Genomic DNA, 15,346 nt, shown 5'->3' with positions numbered 1-15,346 from the left:
GCTTTGCGGTTTTCTGCGGTATTTGATAGAATTCTGCGGTTTTCTACATCTTTATGCGGTGGTTTTGTAGGTAAAACGCAAAAACAAGATAAAAAAAGACTACTTCCCATTGCGGCGAAGTAGTCTTTTGGTTTATATTTTTGCCAAAACTTCTACTATTTCTTTCTCAATATCTTTCCATAAGTAACGGTCGGTCGTATAGTGATGTGCGGCTTCTTTCGCAAATACTTGAAAAGCTTCTTCAAAATCAGGTGCATCTTTGTCCGGTTTTTTCTCATCGACAAAGCGCTGTGCTTCTGCTGAGCGAGGTCCCCATTTGCCCACTTCATTCCCGTCCTGATCAATGATGACGATAATCGGAATCGATCTTGCGGTCCCGTTCGTTAAATACTGATCCATCAGGTCTAGATTCTCATCCCGAATGAAATAGCGCACATCAATGAGTGCTTCATTTGCAATACGCATGAAAATCGGAACATTGACCATCGCATCTCCGCACCAATCCGCTGTGATGACAAGCGCTCGGAGCTTTTTCTTTTGCAGCTTTTGAAGCAGCTCTTTTTCTTTTTGATGAATTGCATACTGGTTGTACACCGTGAGCAGATTTTCCCGGTTTTTCTCCATGTTGTGTACATATGTACGTTCAGCTAATCCCTTTGTAAACCATTCATTTAATGTCATATGAACATCCCCCTTACCCTTCAACTTTACCACTTTTGCTATTCTTTTGTCTAAAAAAACCTTCACCTAGTGAAAGGTAAAGGTCTTTTGGTTTATGGACGCCGCTTTCGATTTGGGTCCATCCCGATCAGCTTGGTGACTAGCACCATTGTGACAGGCAGTGACGTATTCTTTTTATATGCTAAATATTTCCCGCGCCATTCAGGCTTATATTTCTGTTTAAATGACCGTAAACCGCTGAAGCTGTACATGTATCTGACATTGTTGAAAATAACACTCGCCAAACGCTCCGTGAGAAAGGACTGATGGAACGTCCCCACATTCGATAAAGGTGCCATTCCCATGTTAAACGATTTGTAGCCTCTTTCTTTCGCCCATTGAAACAGGTGGATAAACAGCGCATCCATCATCCCGTTCGGTGCATCATGCATATGACGCATTAAATCGATGGAAATCTCCCCTTCTTGATACATCGGCATCAATGATACAAAGGAAATGATCTGCCCTTGCTCATCCTTTAGAATCGCAATCGGTGCTTTTTGAAGATAGTCTTCTTGAAAATAACCGAGCGAAAATCCTTTTTCTTTTTTCTTTCCGAGCCAGCTGTCAGAGATCTGTTTTAAGGTGGAGATCAACTCATTTGAAAAGGGAGGTTCCAGCATTTCAAAGGTGTAGCCTTCTCGTTCAAATTTATTCGCCACAGCTCGTAAATTTGATTTTTTCTTACCTGACAGAGTAAACGTTTCTAAATCGACCATGGCTTCTTCCCCAAGCTTAAAGAAGTGAAAGCCTAAGTCATGATAAAGAGCCATCCCTTCTCGTTCTACTTGATAAAAAGCGACGCGGTAGCCGGCTTTTTCTGTCTCCTGTAAAAACTCTTCAAGTACAAGCGGATAAGACGCCTCACGTCCAGATGGATCTCCGAGCACAATGACGCAGCGGCCAATTCGCCCAAACTGAAGCATTGCTTCTCCATCACTTGAGAAAAATAGTTTTTTGTCGCCTAAAAAGCCAAGATGACTGAGGGCATTTCCGCCCTTTTCTTCTAAAAACGTTTTTAATTTTTCATCATCTGCTTTTTCTCCAATCGGAAAGGCTTTCTTATTAAAAATCAATTTACTAATGAAGAAGAAAAGCGGTACACCGATGAGAGCGATCATGCTTGTCATCGTGATATGCCGTTCATTATGCACCAAGTAATCCTTACTCAAGAAATGCCCGATTTTTGTCCAAATAAAGTTGCCAATCACATTATAGTTAAAGAGCACGAATAAATAACCAGCGGCAGCCGTCACAAACTGATTTAAGGAGTAAGGTGCCTGCTGCTTCACAAATTGATTTCGAAGAGAGAAAAACACAGCCATGATGACTGGCAAAATAAAGATCAGACTGAGGTTAAACCCCTTTAACAAAGTAAACACAAAACCGCCTGCTAAGGAGATCATTGTCAGCACGTACGATCTTTTCGTTCTTTTATACACTTCAATGGACAAAATCATCAGAATGATTCCGAACATTAAAGAAAGACCATTAAATCCTGATAACAGAAAGCGCGGAATGCTGGTAATCACACCTAATCGATCGACTGGAAGCACAACAGATGCCATGATAAGCAAGCCGCTTCCAAAGGTTAAAATCGATAAAGATCCGTACAATAAACGGATTAATAAAGCACGGTGCAAAACAATTAAAACGTTCGTTGTTTCAATGGCAGGTGCCATTTTCGGATTGCCTTCAAGACGTCTAAGCGTCGTTCCCGTTAAATCGTAAGCAGCTAGACAAAGCCCTAAAATAAACGGGAAAATCGAGTACACGAAGCGGTACAAGACGAGCGCCGTCAGCACCATCTCTTTATCAAAACCAATGTATTGCATGCTCAGTAAAAAGATAAGGTCAAACGAACCAAAGCCGCCCGGAACCATACTGATTAAACCGCCGATTGACGCAATCGCAAATACACCTAAGACAATTCGGACATCGACATTCATCCCCATAGAGACGACAGCCATGTACATGACAAGTCCAGCTGCCAGCCATTCTAAAAACGATGCCCCGATATAAGCGTAAATTGGATGCTTCAGTCCATTTTCACCGCTCTCAATCGAGCTTTTTCGAATGGATGCCATGACGATATATATCGGTACAATACAGGCAAAGATAATGACAAATGCCCATAGCCACGGCTCCTGGCTGATAATACTTTCAACTGGAAGCACCCTGACCAAGATCAAATCACTGAAAATAGATAAGCCCAAAAGGACAGAGGAAGTCAAAAGGGCAATGCCTTTCAGCAATTTTTTCGTATCTGTTATGTACTCCTTATAGAGAAGCGTTCTAAGCCCTGCTCCTGATAGACCGCCAAATCCAAGAACACTGTTAAAGGAGTTCGCAATCCAGGAAATGCGTATCGTTTTCCAGCCGCTGATCGGCATATTCAGGCTTTTTCGTAAAATAAAATCATATAAGGACATCGATAAAACCGCGACAAGTCCAAGAAAGACAAGAATAAACAAGTCCATTCGGTTCAAGCTGTCAATAATATAAAACGTCTTTTTAATGGAAAGTCCGCTCAGCTCCTGCTTCGCAACGAAGATTAAGACAAGGATAATTACGATCGGAAAAAGCATTTTTAAGATCGTCATACCCGTTTTTTTGTTCCACATGTTTTTCCCAACTTTCTAGGTTGCTTCATTATTTCAACTGAACATTATTATACAACAAATACCACTTGATTCATGCAGTTTAACATTTAAAAGCTTGACGAACCTTTCAATTAGAAGTAAAAATCAGTAATATAAAGAAAAAGAGCCGCTTAAAGGAAGTGAACAAGCGTGGAATATAATATTCATGACACCACCGTATTAAAAGAAGAGATTCTATCTCCAGAAGAAAAAAAGACATGGGTTCTTTATATGAAAGTGCTCACAGCTGCAGGTCTTGGAGATGTTTCTGAATGGATGAAGCTTGATATGAGTATGCCTCAAATGAAGGTGCTCATGCTGCTCAATAACCATGGCTCTCTCAAAGTATCCGAAATCGCTGAAAAAATGGGCGCTTCTTTGTCCAATATGACAGGCCTGCTTGACAGGTTAGAACAATCTAACTTTGTCGTGCGAAAGCACTCTGAGCGTGACCGGAGAATCATTGTCGTAGAGCTGACAGAGGAAGCGAAAAATATTTTCAGAAGTATTTATCAAAAAGGACACGAAAAAATCAAAAATTCCCTGCAGCGGCTCAATGACGAGGAAAAAGAAAAAGTCAATGAAGGCCTTGCTATCTTAGAAAAAGCACTGCGTCCTGAACGCGGCTAAATATGAAAAGGAAAAAAGACGGTCACTTGAGGTCCGTCTTTTTTATTTCTTCTACTTGTTTATCTGAGAGGACGAAATTTTTTTGAAGAACTTCCCTGTCATCCCATAAAAGATAGGCTAAGCCAATGATGAGAAAAAAGATGCTGATCCACGTACCGCCAGGAAGCAGCTGTTCAAGTTCCTCAATCGTTCTTTCTGAGCCTAAGCTGTTACTATAACGTATCTCAAAAAGAACATATTTCGCTATATAAAACAATCCCGCCATACAGATAAACATGGCGCCGACAATTCTTCTACCAGACATGCGTTTACTCCTTTAATTCCACTGATTTTTTTTGATTAATTCCGTGATATGGGCAAGGTGATGCTTTGAATGCCAGACGTACATTCCTGCTGCATTATATAAGGACACCGTTTGTTGATCGGCAGGGTGATAATAAGAAGCGTTGAAGTCATCCTCTGACATTCCCCGCAGTAAAGTGACCCACCTGCGATGCAGACTGCTGATCAAAGGCAGGGATAAACTAATGGGCGCCTTGCTGTCAGGAAGTGAGGCAAATCCCTCCTGATCATATGGACGTATGTCCGGTGTATCTTCTGTCAAAGCAAGTTTGAATCGTAAGTATGCATTCAGATGGCTGTCTGCTACGTGGTGAATGAGCTGACGAACAGTCCATCCTCCCGGCCGATAAGGTGTATCAAGCTGCGCATCTGTAAGCGGTGCAGTCACCGCTTCATACTCTTCGGGGATTGCAGCCAGCTGATCAATCCATGCTTCAAGCTGTGCTTTCGTTTTTGTTTCAACCGGTTCATATAAGCCAATCGGATATTGTAATGACGTCATACGTTCTCCCCTTTCTCAAATCCTTCAAGTACAAATTTGCCAATCATCTTTCCATGCTCAAGTGTTTGATGTGCCTGCTTCAAGTTAGCAGCATTGATCGGACTGAGAACCTTTGTTAAAGTATGCGTTATTTTTCCCTGCTCAAATAACTCACCCGCCTCTGTCAAAAGCTCATGCTGTTTGATCATGTCCGCTGTTTCAAACATAGGGCGTGTGAACATGAATTCCCATACAAATGCCGCACTTTTATTTTTGAGTAATTGAATGTCTAGTTTGTGCTGGTTTTCGACAATGGTACAGATCGTGCCTTGCGGTTTGATGGCTTCTGCCATGCCTTTGAAATGTCCATCTGTATCATTTAAGCATAAAATAAAATCCACTTCGCCGATTCCTTTTTCCTCTAGCTGCGCTAAAAGCGGCTGATGATGATCAATGATATGATCGGCACCTAATGACAGACACCACTCTTTTGTTTCTGGTCTTGATGCGGTAGCGATCACAGTTGCCTTCGCTAATTTAGCTAGTTGAATGGCGATAGAACCAACACCGCCTGCACCACCAATGATCAGCAAGGTTGAGCCTTCAGCATTCCGCTTCATATGCATCCGGTCAAATAAAGCCTCATAAGCCGTAATTGTTGTAAGGGGCATTGCGGCTGCTTCTGCAAAGGATAGATTGGCAGGCTTTTTCGCCACAATACGTTCATCCACAAGCTGGTATTCACTATTCGAGCCTTGACGCGTAATATCTCCCGCATAGTATACGTGATCACCTGGCTGAAACAATGTACACGATTCACCCACTTCAACAACCGTACCGCTTGCATCATAGCCTAGTATTTTCAGTTTTTCTTCCTTCTGATCCTTCGGTGATCTCACCTTTGTATCAACTGGATTCACGGACACAGCTTCTACCTTCACCAGTACATCTCTGCCAGACGCTTTAGGCTTTTCGACCTCCTGATCCATCAGGCTTTGCTCATGCTCAATCGGCAAATACTCCAATAGTCCAACTGCTTTCACTCATTCGCACTCCCCTTCTCCATTCTTTCTTTCCACATTTTATCATAATTTTCTGATGTTTATGGCTGGATCAAACGAATGACAGCACATTTATGACCTTTTCAGGGCGTTTCGCTCCCTCGCCATGTATGAAGGACGTGCCTTTTGCAAAGAAGGAACATAAGTGAACCAGCTGCTCGTTTTAAAAAATAGCTGAACGTAATAAAACTGGACGTGCTGGAGAAAAACAACGGTCAATAGAAAAAGAGTGAATGAGAGTGTAGATAGATCCGCCCTTCCTTGTATCCATTCAGTGATCAAAAGAATCACAAAACCGAGGATGATGAGCTGTTCAACTCTTTGCACGAGCTGGCTAAGGAGCTGCCCGCGTTTTAATAAATCACCAGACTGGTGCTTTCTAATTTTTCTCGATTTGTAGAACCAAATGATACTTTCTGCTAAGTTATGAGTTATAAATAGTGCAATAAGCGCTATCGATAAAGGAGATGGGTGATAAAAAATGGGGACTGCAAATGGGATCACAAGAAAATAAATGGCAATCAATGCGTGTCTGACTGATAAGAGAAATAGGTCTTTTTCTATAGATGTTTTCATGTGTTTCACCTCCGTATGTACTACGTTTCAATTGCCACAATGTTCCCCTTCGCTATCAAAAAAGGATGCCCCAAGAAGGCATCCTTTTCATGAATCAAACTTAAAAAGCAGCGCTTAGTACGACAGGGCCTTGCGGGAGCTTGTTATCCTTTTTCGGTTCAAGTGTAACAGCCACGGTATCCCATGATTCGCCTGCTTCTTTTTCAGATAACGCATAGGTGACGGTTCCTTCCCCCTTGTTATCTGTTTTAAAGGCACCGGCTGGAACCGGCTGATCTCCTTTAATAAGCCACACTTGATAAACAGCAGATGAATCAAGCTGACCCTTTAAGCCGTCTGCACTCACCACAAGTTCTTTTTTACCGTTATGCTCTATTACTGAAAAAGCACCTGTCGTTTTTGGTGATGCGGCCGATGCCAATGATTTTGTGGCAACAACCCTGACAGGTTCTTCCGCCTGTTCTTTTCCATTCGATAAGAAATACACATTTCCAGCTGCTGATATGAGAAGCAGTGCCGCAACGAGCGGTAAGAGCCACTGGTTTCGTTTCTTTTGCAGCGGTTTGATTTCGTTTGGCTCAGGTGCAGCCTTGAGCTCTTTTTTATGGCTGTTCTTTTCTTCGACTGTCTCTTCTTCAAACACCTGGGATAAAATACGGTCTTTCATCCCTGCCGGAGGTGTTTGGTCACCTGCTAGAAATGGAATGTCAGACATGAGCAATGTTAATTCTTCAAGCTCTTCTTTGCAAGCTGAGCAGTGCTTGATGTGCTCTTCAAATTGCGTTTTTTCTTCTCCTTGTAAATGCCCGTTGAAATAATCAATCACTTGATGTTTACACTGAGTCATGCCTCTTCCTCCTTTCCTCCGCGAGACAGTTTCGATCGCAAATGCTTCAATGACAATCGAACCCTTCCTTTTACCGTACCAATAGGGATGCCCAGCTTGTCCGCGATGCTCTTTTGTGTCATCCCTTTAAAATAGACATCTTCTATGATGGTTTGCTGTTCTTTTGACAATGTAGATACTGCTTCACGTATGATTTGTTTTTCCTCGTTCCATTCTACTTCTTTTGATATATCTTCTTGATGATCAGCTAAATATTCAATCTGCTCATCTTCCAAAGCCGTTTCATTCCGGTTCTTTCTTATAAGATCAATGGCCGTGTTGCGTGACATCATAAATAACCACGAGGAGAATTTCCCTTTATCCGTATGATATTCTCCTATGCCGCGCCAGAGCTTGATGAAGACCTCTTGAAGCACTTCCTCCGCGAGCTCACGGTTGCCAGTCATTTTATAAATAAACGAATATAACACACGTTCATAGCGATCGTACAGCACTTCAAGCGAGGGCTTGTGACGATCATATTTGATCTTTTGATACAGCTCAAAATCTTGCAATGTGTCCATGGTCATCTCCTTCCTTTTTCATGAGAAAGAGCATGCGTATTCATCATGAAATCCTTCACGTATTGCTTATCACTCGATTTACTGAAATAAGCCTACCTTGTACTTTACTCTTTTTTCAAGGAGAAAAAAAGAGCGCTGAAAAAGGAAGTGTGCTCCTCATGAGAATGTACTTACTTTACGACATAACAGACCATTTGGATGACTCGTGGTACAAAAGTCAAGAATCCATGTGTGACCACTCTCTGATCAGCTGATTTTAGCAAACTCTCGTCTCCCTCTCAATTCAATTGAGGTAGAACGCATTCTTTCCTCATGTCATAATAGGGTGTAAATTGGAGAAATTGGAGTGTCCGTATATGATGGTGACGATTGTTCTTTTTTTATTAGCAGGTTTAGCAGAAATTGGCGGCGGCTATTTGGTATGGCTTTGGCTGCGTGAAGCAAAGCCTGTCAGCTTCGGGATCGCCGGCAGCCTCATCTTGGTAGCATATGGCATCATTCCGACCTTCCAGCAGTTCCCGACTTTCGGACGGGTTTATGCTGCCTATGGCGGTGTTTTTGTCATTCTTGCTGTATTCTGGGGCTGGTGGGTCGATCGAAAAACACCTGATCTATATGACTGGATGGGTGCTTTGATTTGTTTGGCTGGAGTCAGTGTGATGTTATTTGCGCCTCGCAGTTAATGGACCCATATAAAAAGTGCTGCCACATGCGATGCGGGCAGCACTTTTGCTATGTTATTTGAATGATTTAACGAGCTCCAGCCGTTTGTAATTCTTTGTTTTTCTCTTTAAAGCGTTCGTTATGAGAGGAAACGTACGCCACTTTTTCAGCTTCTGGTTCGATGTACAGCTTTGCGCTATTCAGTGCATTGACTCCATCAACAAACGTGCCGGCAATTAAGCGGACCTTGCTTTTATGTGTACACAAGTCGCCTACCGCATAGACGCCCGGTAAATTGGTTTCCATTTTTTCATTAACCTCGATCAGTCCCCATTCACCTTGCTTGAGGCCCCATTCTGATAGCACGCTTAAATCGCCTTTCATCCCGTGATTGACGATCACAGCATCTGTTTCGATTCGTTCTTTTTCACCTGTTTCTATGTTTTGAATGGTGACCGCAGCAATTTTGTCGCCTTGACCATGCAGCTCTGTTAGTTCATGCGGGGTTAAAATTCGTTTGCAAGTTGCCTTCATGTTGGCGACGTTTTTCTCATGTCCGCCAAACATGTCTCGGCGATGCACGACGGTGACACTTTCAGCAATCGGTGCAAGAGCATTGGCCCAGTCAACCGCTGAGTCGCCGCCTCCAGAAATCACAACCCGCTTCCCTGCAAATGTCTTAAGCTCCTGGACAGTGTAATAAAGGTTTGTCACTTCATAGCGGTCTGCATCCTCGATTTCAAGTTTCCGCTGAACTGGAATGCCGTGACCCATCGCTAATATGAGGGTCTTTGTCAAATGACGATCACCATTTTCAGCCGTCAGCAGGATATGATTATGTTCATCTCGCTCAAATGACGTGATTTTTTGATTCAGTGCAATCTCTGGTTCAAATGTTTTCGCCTGTGTTTCCAGCTGCTGTATCAGCTGTTCTCCTCTTGTTGGCGGCAAACCGCCGACATCCCAAATGACCTTTTCAGGATAAAGAAGGATTTTCCCGCCAAGGCTTTCGTTGTACTCAAGTACCTTCGTCTTTAAGTCCCGCATCCCACTATAAAAGGCGGTGTACATGCCTGCTGGACCGCCACCAATAATGGTGACGTCAAACAATTCAAGCTGATCTGTCATTTGAGTCCCTCCAGTTTTCCATCGAATGATCTATTTTTCAGTGATATTGATTCTCATTATCATATGTGTCTATTGTAGTCTACTCTAGTGAAGGGAATCAATAGCTTTCTTCAAAAAAAGAACAGGACGAGCGCTCACTCGTCCTGTCATCCATCACACAATGGTTAAACCAAGGTCTTTTAATTCAAGAGAAACAAGTCTTGCAATCGCATCTGCGCCTTCTTTTGTAAAGTGCGTACGGTCCTCAATTCCTGTTGACAGCATAAAGTAAGAAGTCGTTTTCTCTATACCGGAAATTTGATAAAACTGAAGGCTTACCGTATTTAAATCAACAAGAAGGACTTCTTCTTCATCAGCTAGTTCTTTCATAGCGGCACAGTAATCAGGAAAATCATTGATAAATTCTCCGTCTTTTTCATGAAAACGGCCGACTGGCGTGAGTAAAAGTGGTGTTGCCCCTTTTGCTCTTGCTCCATGAATATATTGAGACAGGTAGCTTTTATACGTCGTGAAAGGATCTGTATGCCGCTCAGGCTTTTCCTTGGAAGCATCATTGTGCCCCATTTGTGTGAAAAGCCAGTCTCCTGGCTGAATGTCAGCCAATATTTCATCAAGGCGTCCTTCTTCAATGAATGTTTTTGAGCTTCTTCCACCAATGGCACGGTTCTCGACGTTCACCCCTTGCGCTGTATAGCGGTGTAAAAACTCTCCCCATCCTCCTTGAACAGGACGATCTGGATATGATGAAACGGTCGAATCACCAGCTAAATAGATGGTTGTCATGTTCATACGCCTCCCTTTTTCATTGAGCCACTTCACCCGAGCGATACGGGCATCCTAGTGGCTGCTGAAAAGATATGAAACAATCAGCATCGCTATTTCAATTATTCTCTTTTTAAAGATCAAAACCCTGCTTACCGGTAGATGTGAATGTGTTAAATATGCGGCGGAAGTTCTATTTTTGATTCCACTGCTTGATGTAACGCCTGAAGCATGTAGCCAATTCCTTTATATGGAGCCAGCGGATAATTTGCTTTTTGATGAGGCTGTAATAAAGGGTCGATCACTTTTCGATATTTCTTTCCACCTAGTACCACCAATTCATCATATGCGAAAAGATTTTTTTGATGAAATTGCTGGCTCAGTTCTTCTCGTGTGATCTGCTTAGCATGGGGTGTACCAAAAGCAACATCATAATTTTCATGTATGATATCATCTGCCTTTAAGAACCCGTGCTTCGCTGATAAGATCATCCAGTCTGAAAAAAAAGTTTGGGCATAGCTTTTCGTACGCTGATGCAGCGGACTTAAATAAACGAGGTTCGCCGGCTGGCTCCCTGCTTCTGGATCGACGTCCCAAATTTTCTTCGCGCCACATGGAATGATACAAACTCGCTTCACTCAGGTTTTCTCCTTCCTTTTTCGATAGATCTGATACACGATACAGCCTAGCGCTGTGCCAAGTGTATTTAAAAGAATATCATCAATATCGCTGCTTCTTGTAATGATACCAGATTGTGAGAACATCCATTGGAGCAATTCGATCATGGTTGACAGGAGAAAGCCACCAAGAACCGCCTTTTGCCAGCGCATGGTTCGAAAGGCTTGATATAGAAAAAAACCGAGTGGTACAAATAACAATATGTTGCCTGCTAAATTTAAAAAGACAAGATTTGGATAGCCGTGATGGTAGGCGTGAAGATTTTGATAAATGGACTGCAAAGGCAAGAGATTAACACTCACCTGATCTCTTGGGGCGGAAAAACGATTTGGAAAGACCGTCAAATATAATAAAACATTCGTATAAATAAACAGACTGGCAAGAACCAATTCTGTCCGCAAATAAATAAAACGATTGTGCTTTTTTGCCTGTCTGTATCTCATATGTAAATAGAGCGGGACGAGCAGGAGAAAATAAGCAATGGAAAACATAGTACTGGATGTCATACAGAAAGCTGCCCCTTTCTCACATGATGATGCTTGACCATATTTACAGCTTATTCAGGCTTGCCCGCATCTATTCATCACTTATTCTCACATTCAATGAAGAGAAAACCATATTGACAAATCGTCATTTTCCCGCTAAACTGAATGACATTCAGTCAGTTAAGGCCGGTGATGATATGTCGAAACGAGAAAAGATTATGCTTGCTGCGATTGATGCGTTTAAAGAAAAAGGAATCGAAAAGACGACCATTTCGGATATTGTGAAAGCAGCAGGAGTAGCGCAAGGAACGTTTTATTTATATTTTCCTTCAAAGCTTTCCGTCATGCCTGCTATCGCTGAACATTTGATCGCACAGATGGTGCCTGCGATCGAAAAGGAATTAACTCAGCATGCAGATGTCCTCGATCAAGCAGATGCGCTTGTTGAATTCATTTTCGCTTTTACAAGGCAATACCGTGATGTCCTTGCCCTGACCTACTCAGGCTTAGCCGCCACCGAGCATTTAAAGGAATGGGAAGATATTTATGAGCCAATTTACAAATGGGTCGCTGCTTTTTTAGAAAAAGCAAAGCAGGACAAAAGGGTCCGTGCGAATTTGAACTGTCAATATGCAGCCAAATTCATTATCGGTTTACTTGAATCTTCTGCTGAGCAAATGTATTTATTTACGGAAACAGATACAGAAGAGGTTCTGATTCAAAAGCGAGAGGTGAAGCAATTTCTTCTTTACGCACTTGGCTTAGAGACACCTTAACTTAGTACAGCACTTGCTGTACGCTCTTTTTTGGTTTCAAAATGACGATTCGTCATTTTTTAAGTTTTAGGAGGAAATACGATGAAAAAAAGCTGGATGTATGTTGCACTCACTTGTTTATTCGAATTACTTTGGGTGTTTGGTTTAAATAGAGCTGATGCTGTGTGGGAGTGGGCGGTCATTATCTGCCTGATCCCGGTTGATTTTTATTTTTTAATGAAGGCCTGCGAGAAGCTGCCGACAGGGACTGTGTACGCCGTGTTTGCCGGAGTTGGAACGATTGGTACGTCATTGATGGATTATGCGCTGTTCGGCGGTTCGTTTTCATTAGAGAAGCTCTTATTTATGGGCATTTTAATTCTCGGAATTATCGGACTGAAAGTGTCTGATGGAGATGCACATGAGCAGAAAGGAGAAGCGGTATAAATGGGCTGGTTTTTTGTACTGTTAGCCTCTGCCTGCGAAATCGGCGGAACCATTGGCCTCAATATGTTTAGTAAGAAAAAGCAATTCACGACAGGCATTTTATTTGTCGGCGGGTTTGCCTTATCCTTTTTGTTTTTATACGCCTCGTTCTCATCCGTTCAAGTATCCGTCGCCTACACGGTCTGGATTGGACTTGGAACGGCGGGCTCTGTCTTGTTTAATATGATTCTATTTAAAGAGCCGAAAAACATGATTCGTATACTCAGCTTGCTGCTGATTGTGATTGGTGTGGTTGGGCTCAAGCTGTTTGCGTAATTGAATCACAAGAAAGAAAAAATTTATGATGGTATTAGCCATTACAGTAGCAATAGAAAAAGCAATGGAATTGATGTTCCATTGCTTTTTAAGTTAATTTATATACTTTTCTTGGTACGCTTTAAATTGTTCTTCGTATTTTTGCAGCTTTGCCCCATCAACTTTTGAATTTAATTTCGGTTTTCGCTTTCCAATCACCATCACATCTTTATCTACAATAGGACTTGATAAAAAGATGTATGGCGCAAAACGATCACACTTCGTATTTGGGAGGGTTACGGATAACCTGGCATATTCTTCTGTCGGGAATTGGTTCGAAATTTCAAGTTCCTTGAGTCCCACTAATTCCGATATCGGCTCTAAAGACTCGTCCTTCACTTTTATATTTGATAAACACAGATATGTTAAATTCTTGAGGTATCTTAAAGGTTGAAGAGTATTTAAGTTTAATGAATTAAAAAGACCGCCTGACAATTCTAACCATTCTAAATCAGTTTTTTTCTGCAAAGGGGCTATGTCATTCAACTTTGAAAAATCTGTTATGGATAAAGATTTTAAAAAAGTGTTTTTTGATAAATCCCATAAACTTTGTGCCTTTGTATTCCATTCAAGTGCCAATACCTCAACATCTTTAAGAGAACTGATGATTGATAAATCTTCTACTCTCAGTTCACGCATATAGAGCATTTTGGGATTAACTAAGCTCAAGATCGTATTGAATTCCTTTTGGTTCACTTTGTAAATCCACAATTTCGTCAGATTAGAAAAAGATTTCAACCTTTCAATATTTTTTGTTTTTCCTGTGATTAACAACTCAGTGGAATTTTCATCTACATTGGCTAAATCATGAGCAACTTCTGGTCGTTTATCATGATGAAAAATATATTGGGGGTCTTCTTTTAGCATTCTTCTACCTCCACACCTATAATTAGGGAATATCTAAATAAATTTTATCAGTATTTTGGAGTCAACACATTATTATCCTTAGCACTTTCTGATATTTCTTCTGAAGAAACAGGGGAAGGGATAAAAACTAGATGATCTTCTTTGGTCGTCAATCGTGATTATGACCTCTGTTTTCAATCCATTTTATAAAATCTTTATCATCTAAAATATGGAGCAGTCATTGGAGACTATCTGCTAGGCAGCGGACTTCTACCAATTGATATGCTAATTTTAGTAGATAATAAAGTTAGTAAAATGCCTATATATAAATAAAAGAACTCTAATTCTTATCCGAATTAGAGTCCTCATGATATGACTGATTTTATTTTTCTACCTTAAAATCGAACCCGTTCATCAAAGCCTCTTTTTTTATTTCTCGTTTAATGGGTATCTTGCTGCTCAAGCAAGAAATCCATTGCGTAAATCGATTCGCCTTTCTCATCCAATAAAAAGTACACAATCAAAGGCTCTCCAAAAGCTGCTGTCTGCTGCGCGAACAAAACACAGGTGAATTTTTCAATACCAACTGGCAGCTTTCTTTTTAATAAAGGGTGAAGAATAGGCGAAGCCCGAATTGTATCTACATCAACATCCCAACGTTCGTTTTTTAAAGTTGGATAATGCTCTGATAACAATTGGTGTAACATGCTGGTCGTGAGCGCTGCTTTTCCATCATATCCATCATTTATTATGTTGGTGTTATACATCCGATGGCTGCTCACCCTTTGAAGCGTTGATTCGTATTCCTTTTAAGACAAATCGTTTCTGACCATCAAGTGTACAAGTGATCAATGTCAGTTCATTTTTCCCGCGATCCTTTAGTACATCCACATCCGTCGGTTCAATCGTAGCTGAGCTGACAATTTTATATTCGTATGTTTCCGCTTGATGATGTAAGACGACCTTTTCTCCTTTCGGCACCTCTGGCAGCTGCCTGAAAAGCCGGTCGCCTCTATACCCTCTATGCCCTGCAATCGTGAAATTCCCTTCACCTGGCATTTGATGAGATTTAATTTGAGTCAGTGCAATACCTAAATTTTCTTTTGTTGTAACAGGAAGCACTTTTTCGTTTAAATCAATTGACGGGATCTCTAGCTCCATCACATCTCGCAGGTCTTCTTCTGACACAGTTAAATGTGGAATAGAAGAAAGGGCATCACTGTCATTTTCTGCAATCATCTTAAATGCCTCTTCCATTGCCGCTGTCTCTTGAGATGTTCGCCACTCATATAGAAAAGGAACGGAGATGAGCATTAGCCCCGCGACCACCAAAAAGCTGCCTAATAAGGTTCTTTTTTTCATCAAT

The 15,346-nt window shown here is 41.5% G+C and carries 20 protein-coding genes; 5 read left to right on the top strand and 15 right to left on the bottom strand.

The features are described 5' to 3' along the window. Nucleotides 1–132 precede the first annotated feature (132 nt). Together MHB69_RS04015 and mprF are read right to left on the bottom strand one after the other, a co-directional pair. Nucleotides 133–681, bottom strand: a complete 549-nt coding sequence (locus MHB69_RS04015; RefSeq protein WP_034283751.1) for a thioredoxin family protein — start codon at nucleotides 679–681, stop codon at nucleotides 133–135. 92 nt (nucleotides 682–773) lie between these two features. Then, complete coding sequence (mprF, locus tag MHB69_RS04010; RefSeq protein WP_034283750.1) at nucleotides 774–3,344, bottom strand: bifunctional lysylphosphatidylglycerol flippase/synthetase MprF; 2,571 nt, start codon at nucleotides 3,342–3,344, stop codon at nucleotides 774–776. 168 nt (nucleotides 3,345–3,512) lie between these two features. On the opposite strand from mprF, the gene MHB69_RS04005 reads away from it, so the two are divergent. Further along, the gene (locus tag MHB69_RS04005; RefSeq protein ID WP_024425228.1) at nucleotides 3,513–3,992 is read left to right on the top strand and encodes a MarR family transcriptional regulator; all 480 of its coding nucleotides are present in this window, start codon (nucleotides 3,513–3,515) and stop codon (nucleotides 3,990–3,992) included. A 22-nt stretch (nucleotides 3,993–4,014) separates the two neighbouring features. Here MHB69_RS04005 and MHB69_RS04000 read toward each other — a convergent pair whose 3' ends face one another. From MHB69_RS04000 to MHB69_RS03975, 6 genes are all read right to left on the bottom strand, one after another. Further along, on the bottom strand, nucleotides 4,015–4,296 hold the full coding sequence (locus MHB69_RS04000; protein ID WP_034283749.1) for a hypothetical protein: 282 nt from the start codon (nucleotides 4,294–4,296) through the stop codon (nucleotides 4,015–4,017). Nucleotides 4,297–4,308: 12 nt separating this feature from the next. Continuing rightward, nucleotides 4,309–4,836 carry a YfiT family bacillithiol transferase gene (locus MHB69_RS03995; RefSeq protein ID WP_342496030.1) on the bottom strand — a complete coding sequence of 176 codons (528 nt, stop codon included), beginning with the start codon at nucleotides 4,834–4,836 and terminating at the stop codon, nucleotides 4,309–4,311. After that, nucleotides 4,833–5,858, bottom strand: coding sequence for a zinc-binding alcohol dehydrogenase family protein (locus MHB69_RS03990; RefSeq protein ID WP_342496029.1), 1,026 nt, complete (start codon nucleotides 5,856–5,858; stop codon nucleotides 4,833–4,835). The genes MHB69_RS03995 and MHB69_RS03990 overlap by 4 nt, the downstream gene beginning before the upstream one ends. 90 nt (nucleotides 5,859–5,948) lie before the next feature. Beyond that, on the bottom strand, nucleotides 5,949–6,452 hold the full coding sequence (locus MHB69_RS03985; protein ID WP_046314302.1) for a hypothetical protein: 504 nt from the start codon (nucleotides 6,450–6,452) through the stop codon (nucleotides 5,949–5,951). Nucleotides 6,453–6,552: 100 nt separating this feature from the next. Next, the gene (locus MHB69_RS03980) at nucleotides 6,553–7,299 is read right to left on the bottom strand and encodes an anti-sigma factor (RefSeq protein ID WP_342496028.1); all 747 of its coding nucleotides are present in this window, start codon (nucleotides 7,297–7,299) and stop codon (nucleotides 6,553–6,555) included. Continuing rightward, entirely contained in the window at nucleotides 7,296–7,862 is a 567-nt protein-coding gene (locus MHB69_RS03975; protein WP_034283744.1) for a sigma-70 family RNA polymerase sigma factor, read from the bottom strand. The genes MHB69_RS03980 and MHB69_RS03975 overlap by 4 nt, the downstream gene beginning before the upstream one ends. 356 nt (nucleotides 7,863–8,218) lie before the next feature. Between MHB69_RS03975 and MHB69_RS03970 the strand changes: the two genes are divergently transcribed. Further along, nucleotides 8,219–8,545 (top strand): YnfA family protein, encoded by a 327-nt coding sequence (locus tag MHB69_RS03970; RefSeq protein WP_034283743.1) that lies wholly within the window; start codon nucleotides 8,219–8,221, stop codon nucleotides 8,543–8,545. Between the two features lie 67 nt (nucleotides 8,546–8,612). Here MHB69_RS03970 and MHB69_RS03965 read toward each other — a convergent pair whose 3' ends face one another. From MHB69_RS03965 to MHB69_RS03950, 4 genes are all read right to left on the bottom strand, one after another. Beyond that, on the bottom strand, nucleotides 8,613–9,653 hold the full coding sequence (locus MHB69_RS03965; RefSeq protein WP_034283741.1) for an NAD(P)/FAD-dependent oxidoreductase: 1,041 nt from the start codon (nucleotides 9,651–9,653) through the stop codon (nucleotides 8,613–8,615). Nucleotides 9,654–9,806: 153 nt separating this feature from the next. Beyond that, nucleotides 9,807–10,436 carry a rhamnogalacturonan acetylesterase gene (locus MHB69_RS03960; protein WP_268480742.1) on the bottom strand — a complete coding sequence of 210 codons (630 nt, stop codon included), beginning with the start codon at nucleotides 10,434–10,436 and terminating at the stop codon, nucleotides 9,807–9,809. A gap of 152 nt (nucleotides 10,437–10,588) precedes the next feature. After that, entirely contained in the window at nucleotides 10,589–11,053 is a 465-nt protein-coding gene (locus tag MHB69_RS03955) for a DUF6884 domain-containing protein (protein WP_041116240.1), read from the bottom strand. Further along, nucleotides 11,054–11,599, bottom strand: a complete 546-nt coding sequence (locus MHB69_RS03950) for a VanZ family protein (RefSeq protein WP_342489880.1) — start codon at nucleotides 11,597–11,599, stop codon at nucleotides 11,054–11,056. A 176-nt stretch (nucleotides 11,600–11,775) separates the two neighbouring features. Here MHB69_RS03950 and MHB69_RS03945 point away from each other — a divergent pair, with 176 nt between their 5' ends. The 3 genes from MHB69_RS03945 (at nucleotide 11,776) to MHB69_RS03935 (ending at nucleotide 13,095) form a co-directional block, all read left to right on the top strand. After that, nucleotides 11,776–12,354: a TetR family transcriptional regulator gene (locus MHB69_RS03945; RefSeq protein WP_046314349.1), complete on the top strand. Its 579-nt coding sequence runs from the start codon at nucleotides 11,776–11,778 to the stop codon at nucleotides 12,352–12,354. Between the two features lie 81 nt (nucleotides 12,355–12,435). Then, on the top strand, nucleotides 12,436–12,780 hold the full coding sequence (locus tag MHB69_RS03940; RefSeq protein WP_034283735.1) for an SMR family transporter: 345 nt from the start codon (nucleotides 12,436–12,438) through the stop codon (nucleotides 12,778–12,780). Beyond that, entirely contained in the window at nucleotides 12,781–13,095 is a 315-nt protein-coding gene (locus tag MHB69_RS03935) for a multidrug efflux SMR transporter (protein ID WP_034283733.1), read from the top strand. A 93-nt stretch (nucleotides 13,096–13,188) separates the two neighbouring features. On the opposite strand, the gene MHB69_RS03930 is transcribed toward MHB69_RS03935, so the two are convergent. From MHB69_RS03930 to MHB69_RS03920, 3 genes are all read right to left on the bottom strand, one after another. Then, nucleotides 13,189–14,001: a leucine-rich repeat domain-containing protein gene (locus MHB69_RS03930; RefSeq protein WP_342496027.1), complete on the bottom strand. Its 813-nt coding sequence runs from the start codon at nucleotides 13,999–14,001 to the stop codon at nucleotides 13,189–13,191. Nucleotides 14,002–14,420: 419 nt separating this feature from the next. Continuing rightward, entirely contained in the window at nucleotides 14,421–14,747 is a 327-nt protein-coding gene (locus tag MHB69_RS03925; protein ID WP_034283728.1) for a hypothetical protein, read from the bottom strand. Next, on the bottom strand, nucleotides 14,740–15,342 hold the full coding sequence (locus tag MHB69_RS03920) for a class D sortase (RefSeq protein WP_342496026.1): 603 nt from the start codon (nucleotides 15,340–15,342) through the stop codon (nucleotides 14,740–14,742). Before MHB69_RS03920 ends, MHB69_RS03925 begins: the two co-directional genes overlap by 8 nt. Nucleotides 15,343–15,346 lie beyond the last annotated feature (4 nt).

This window comes from Bacillus sp. FSL K6-0994 (genome assembly GCF_038630815.1).
GTDB classification, from domain to species: Bacteria; Bacillota; Bacilli; order Bacillales; family Bacillaceae; genus Bacillus; species Bacillus safensis.
The sequence above is the reverse complement of the archived record's forward strand: the minus strand, read 5'-3'. Positions and strand labels throughout refer to the sequence as shown.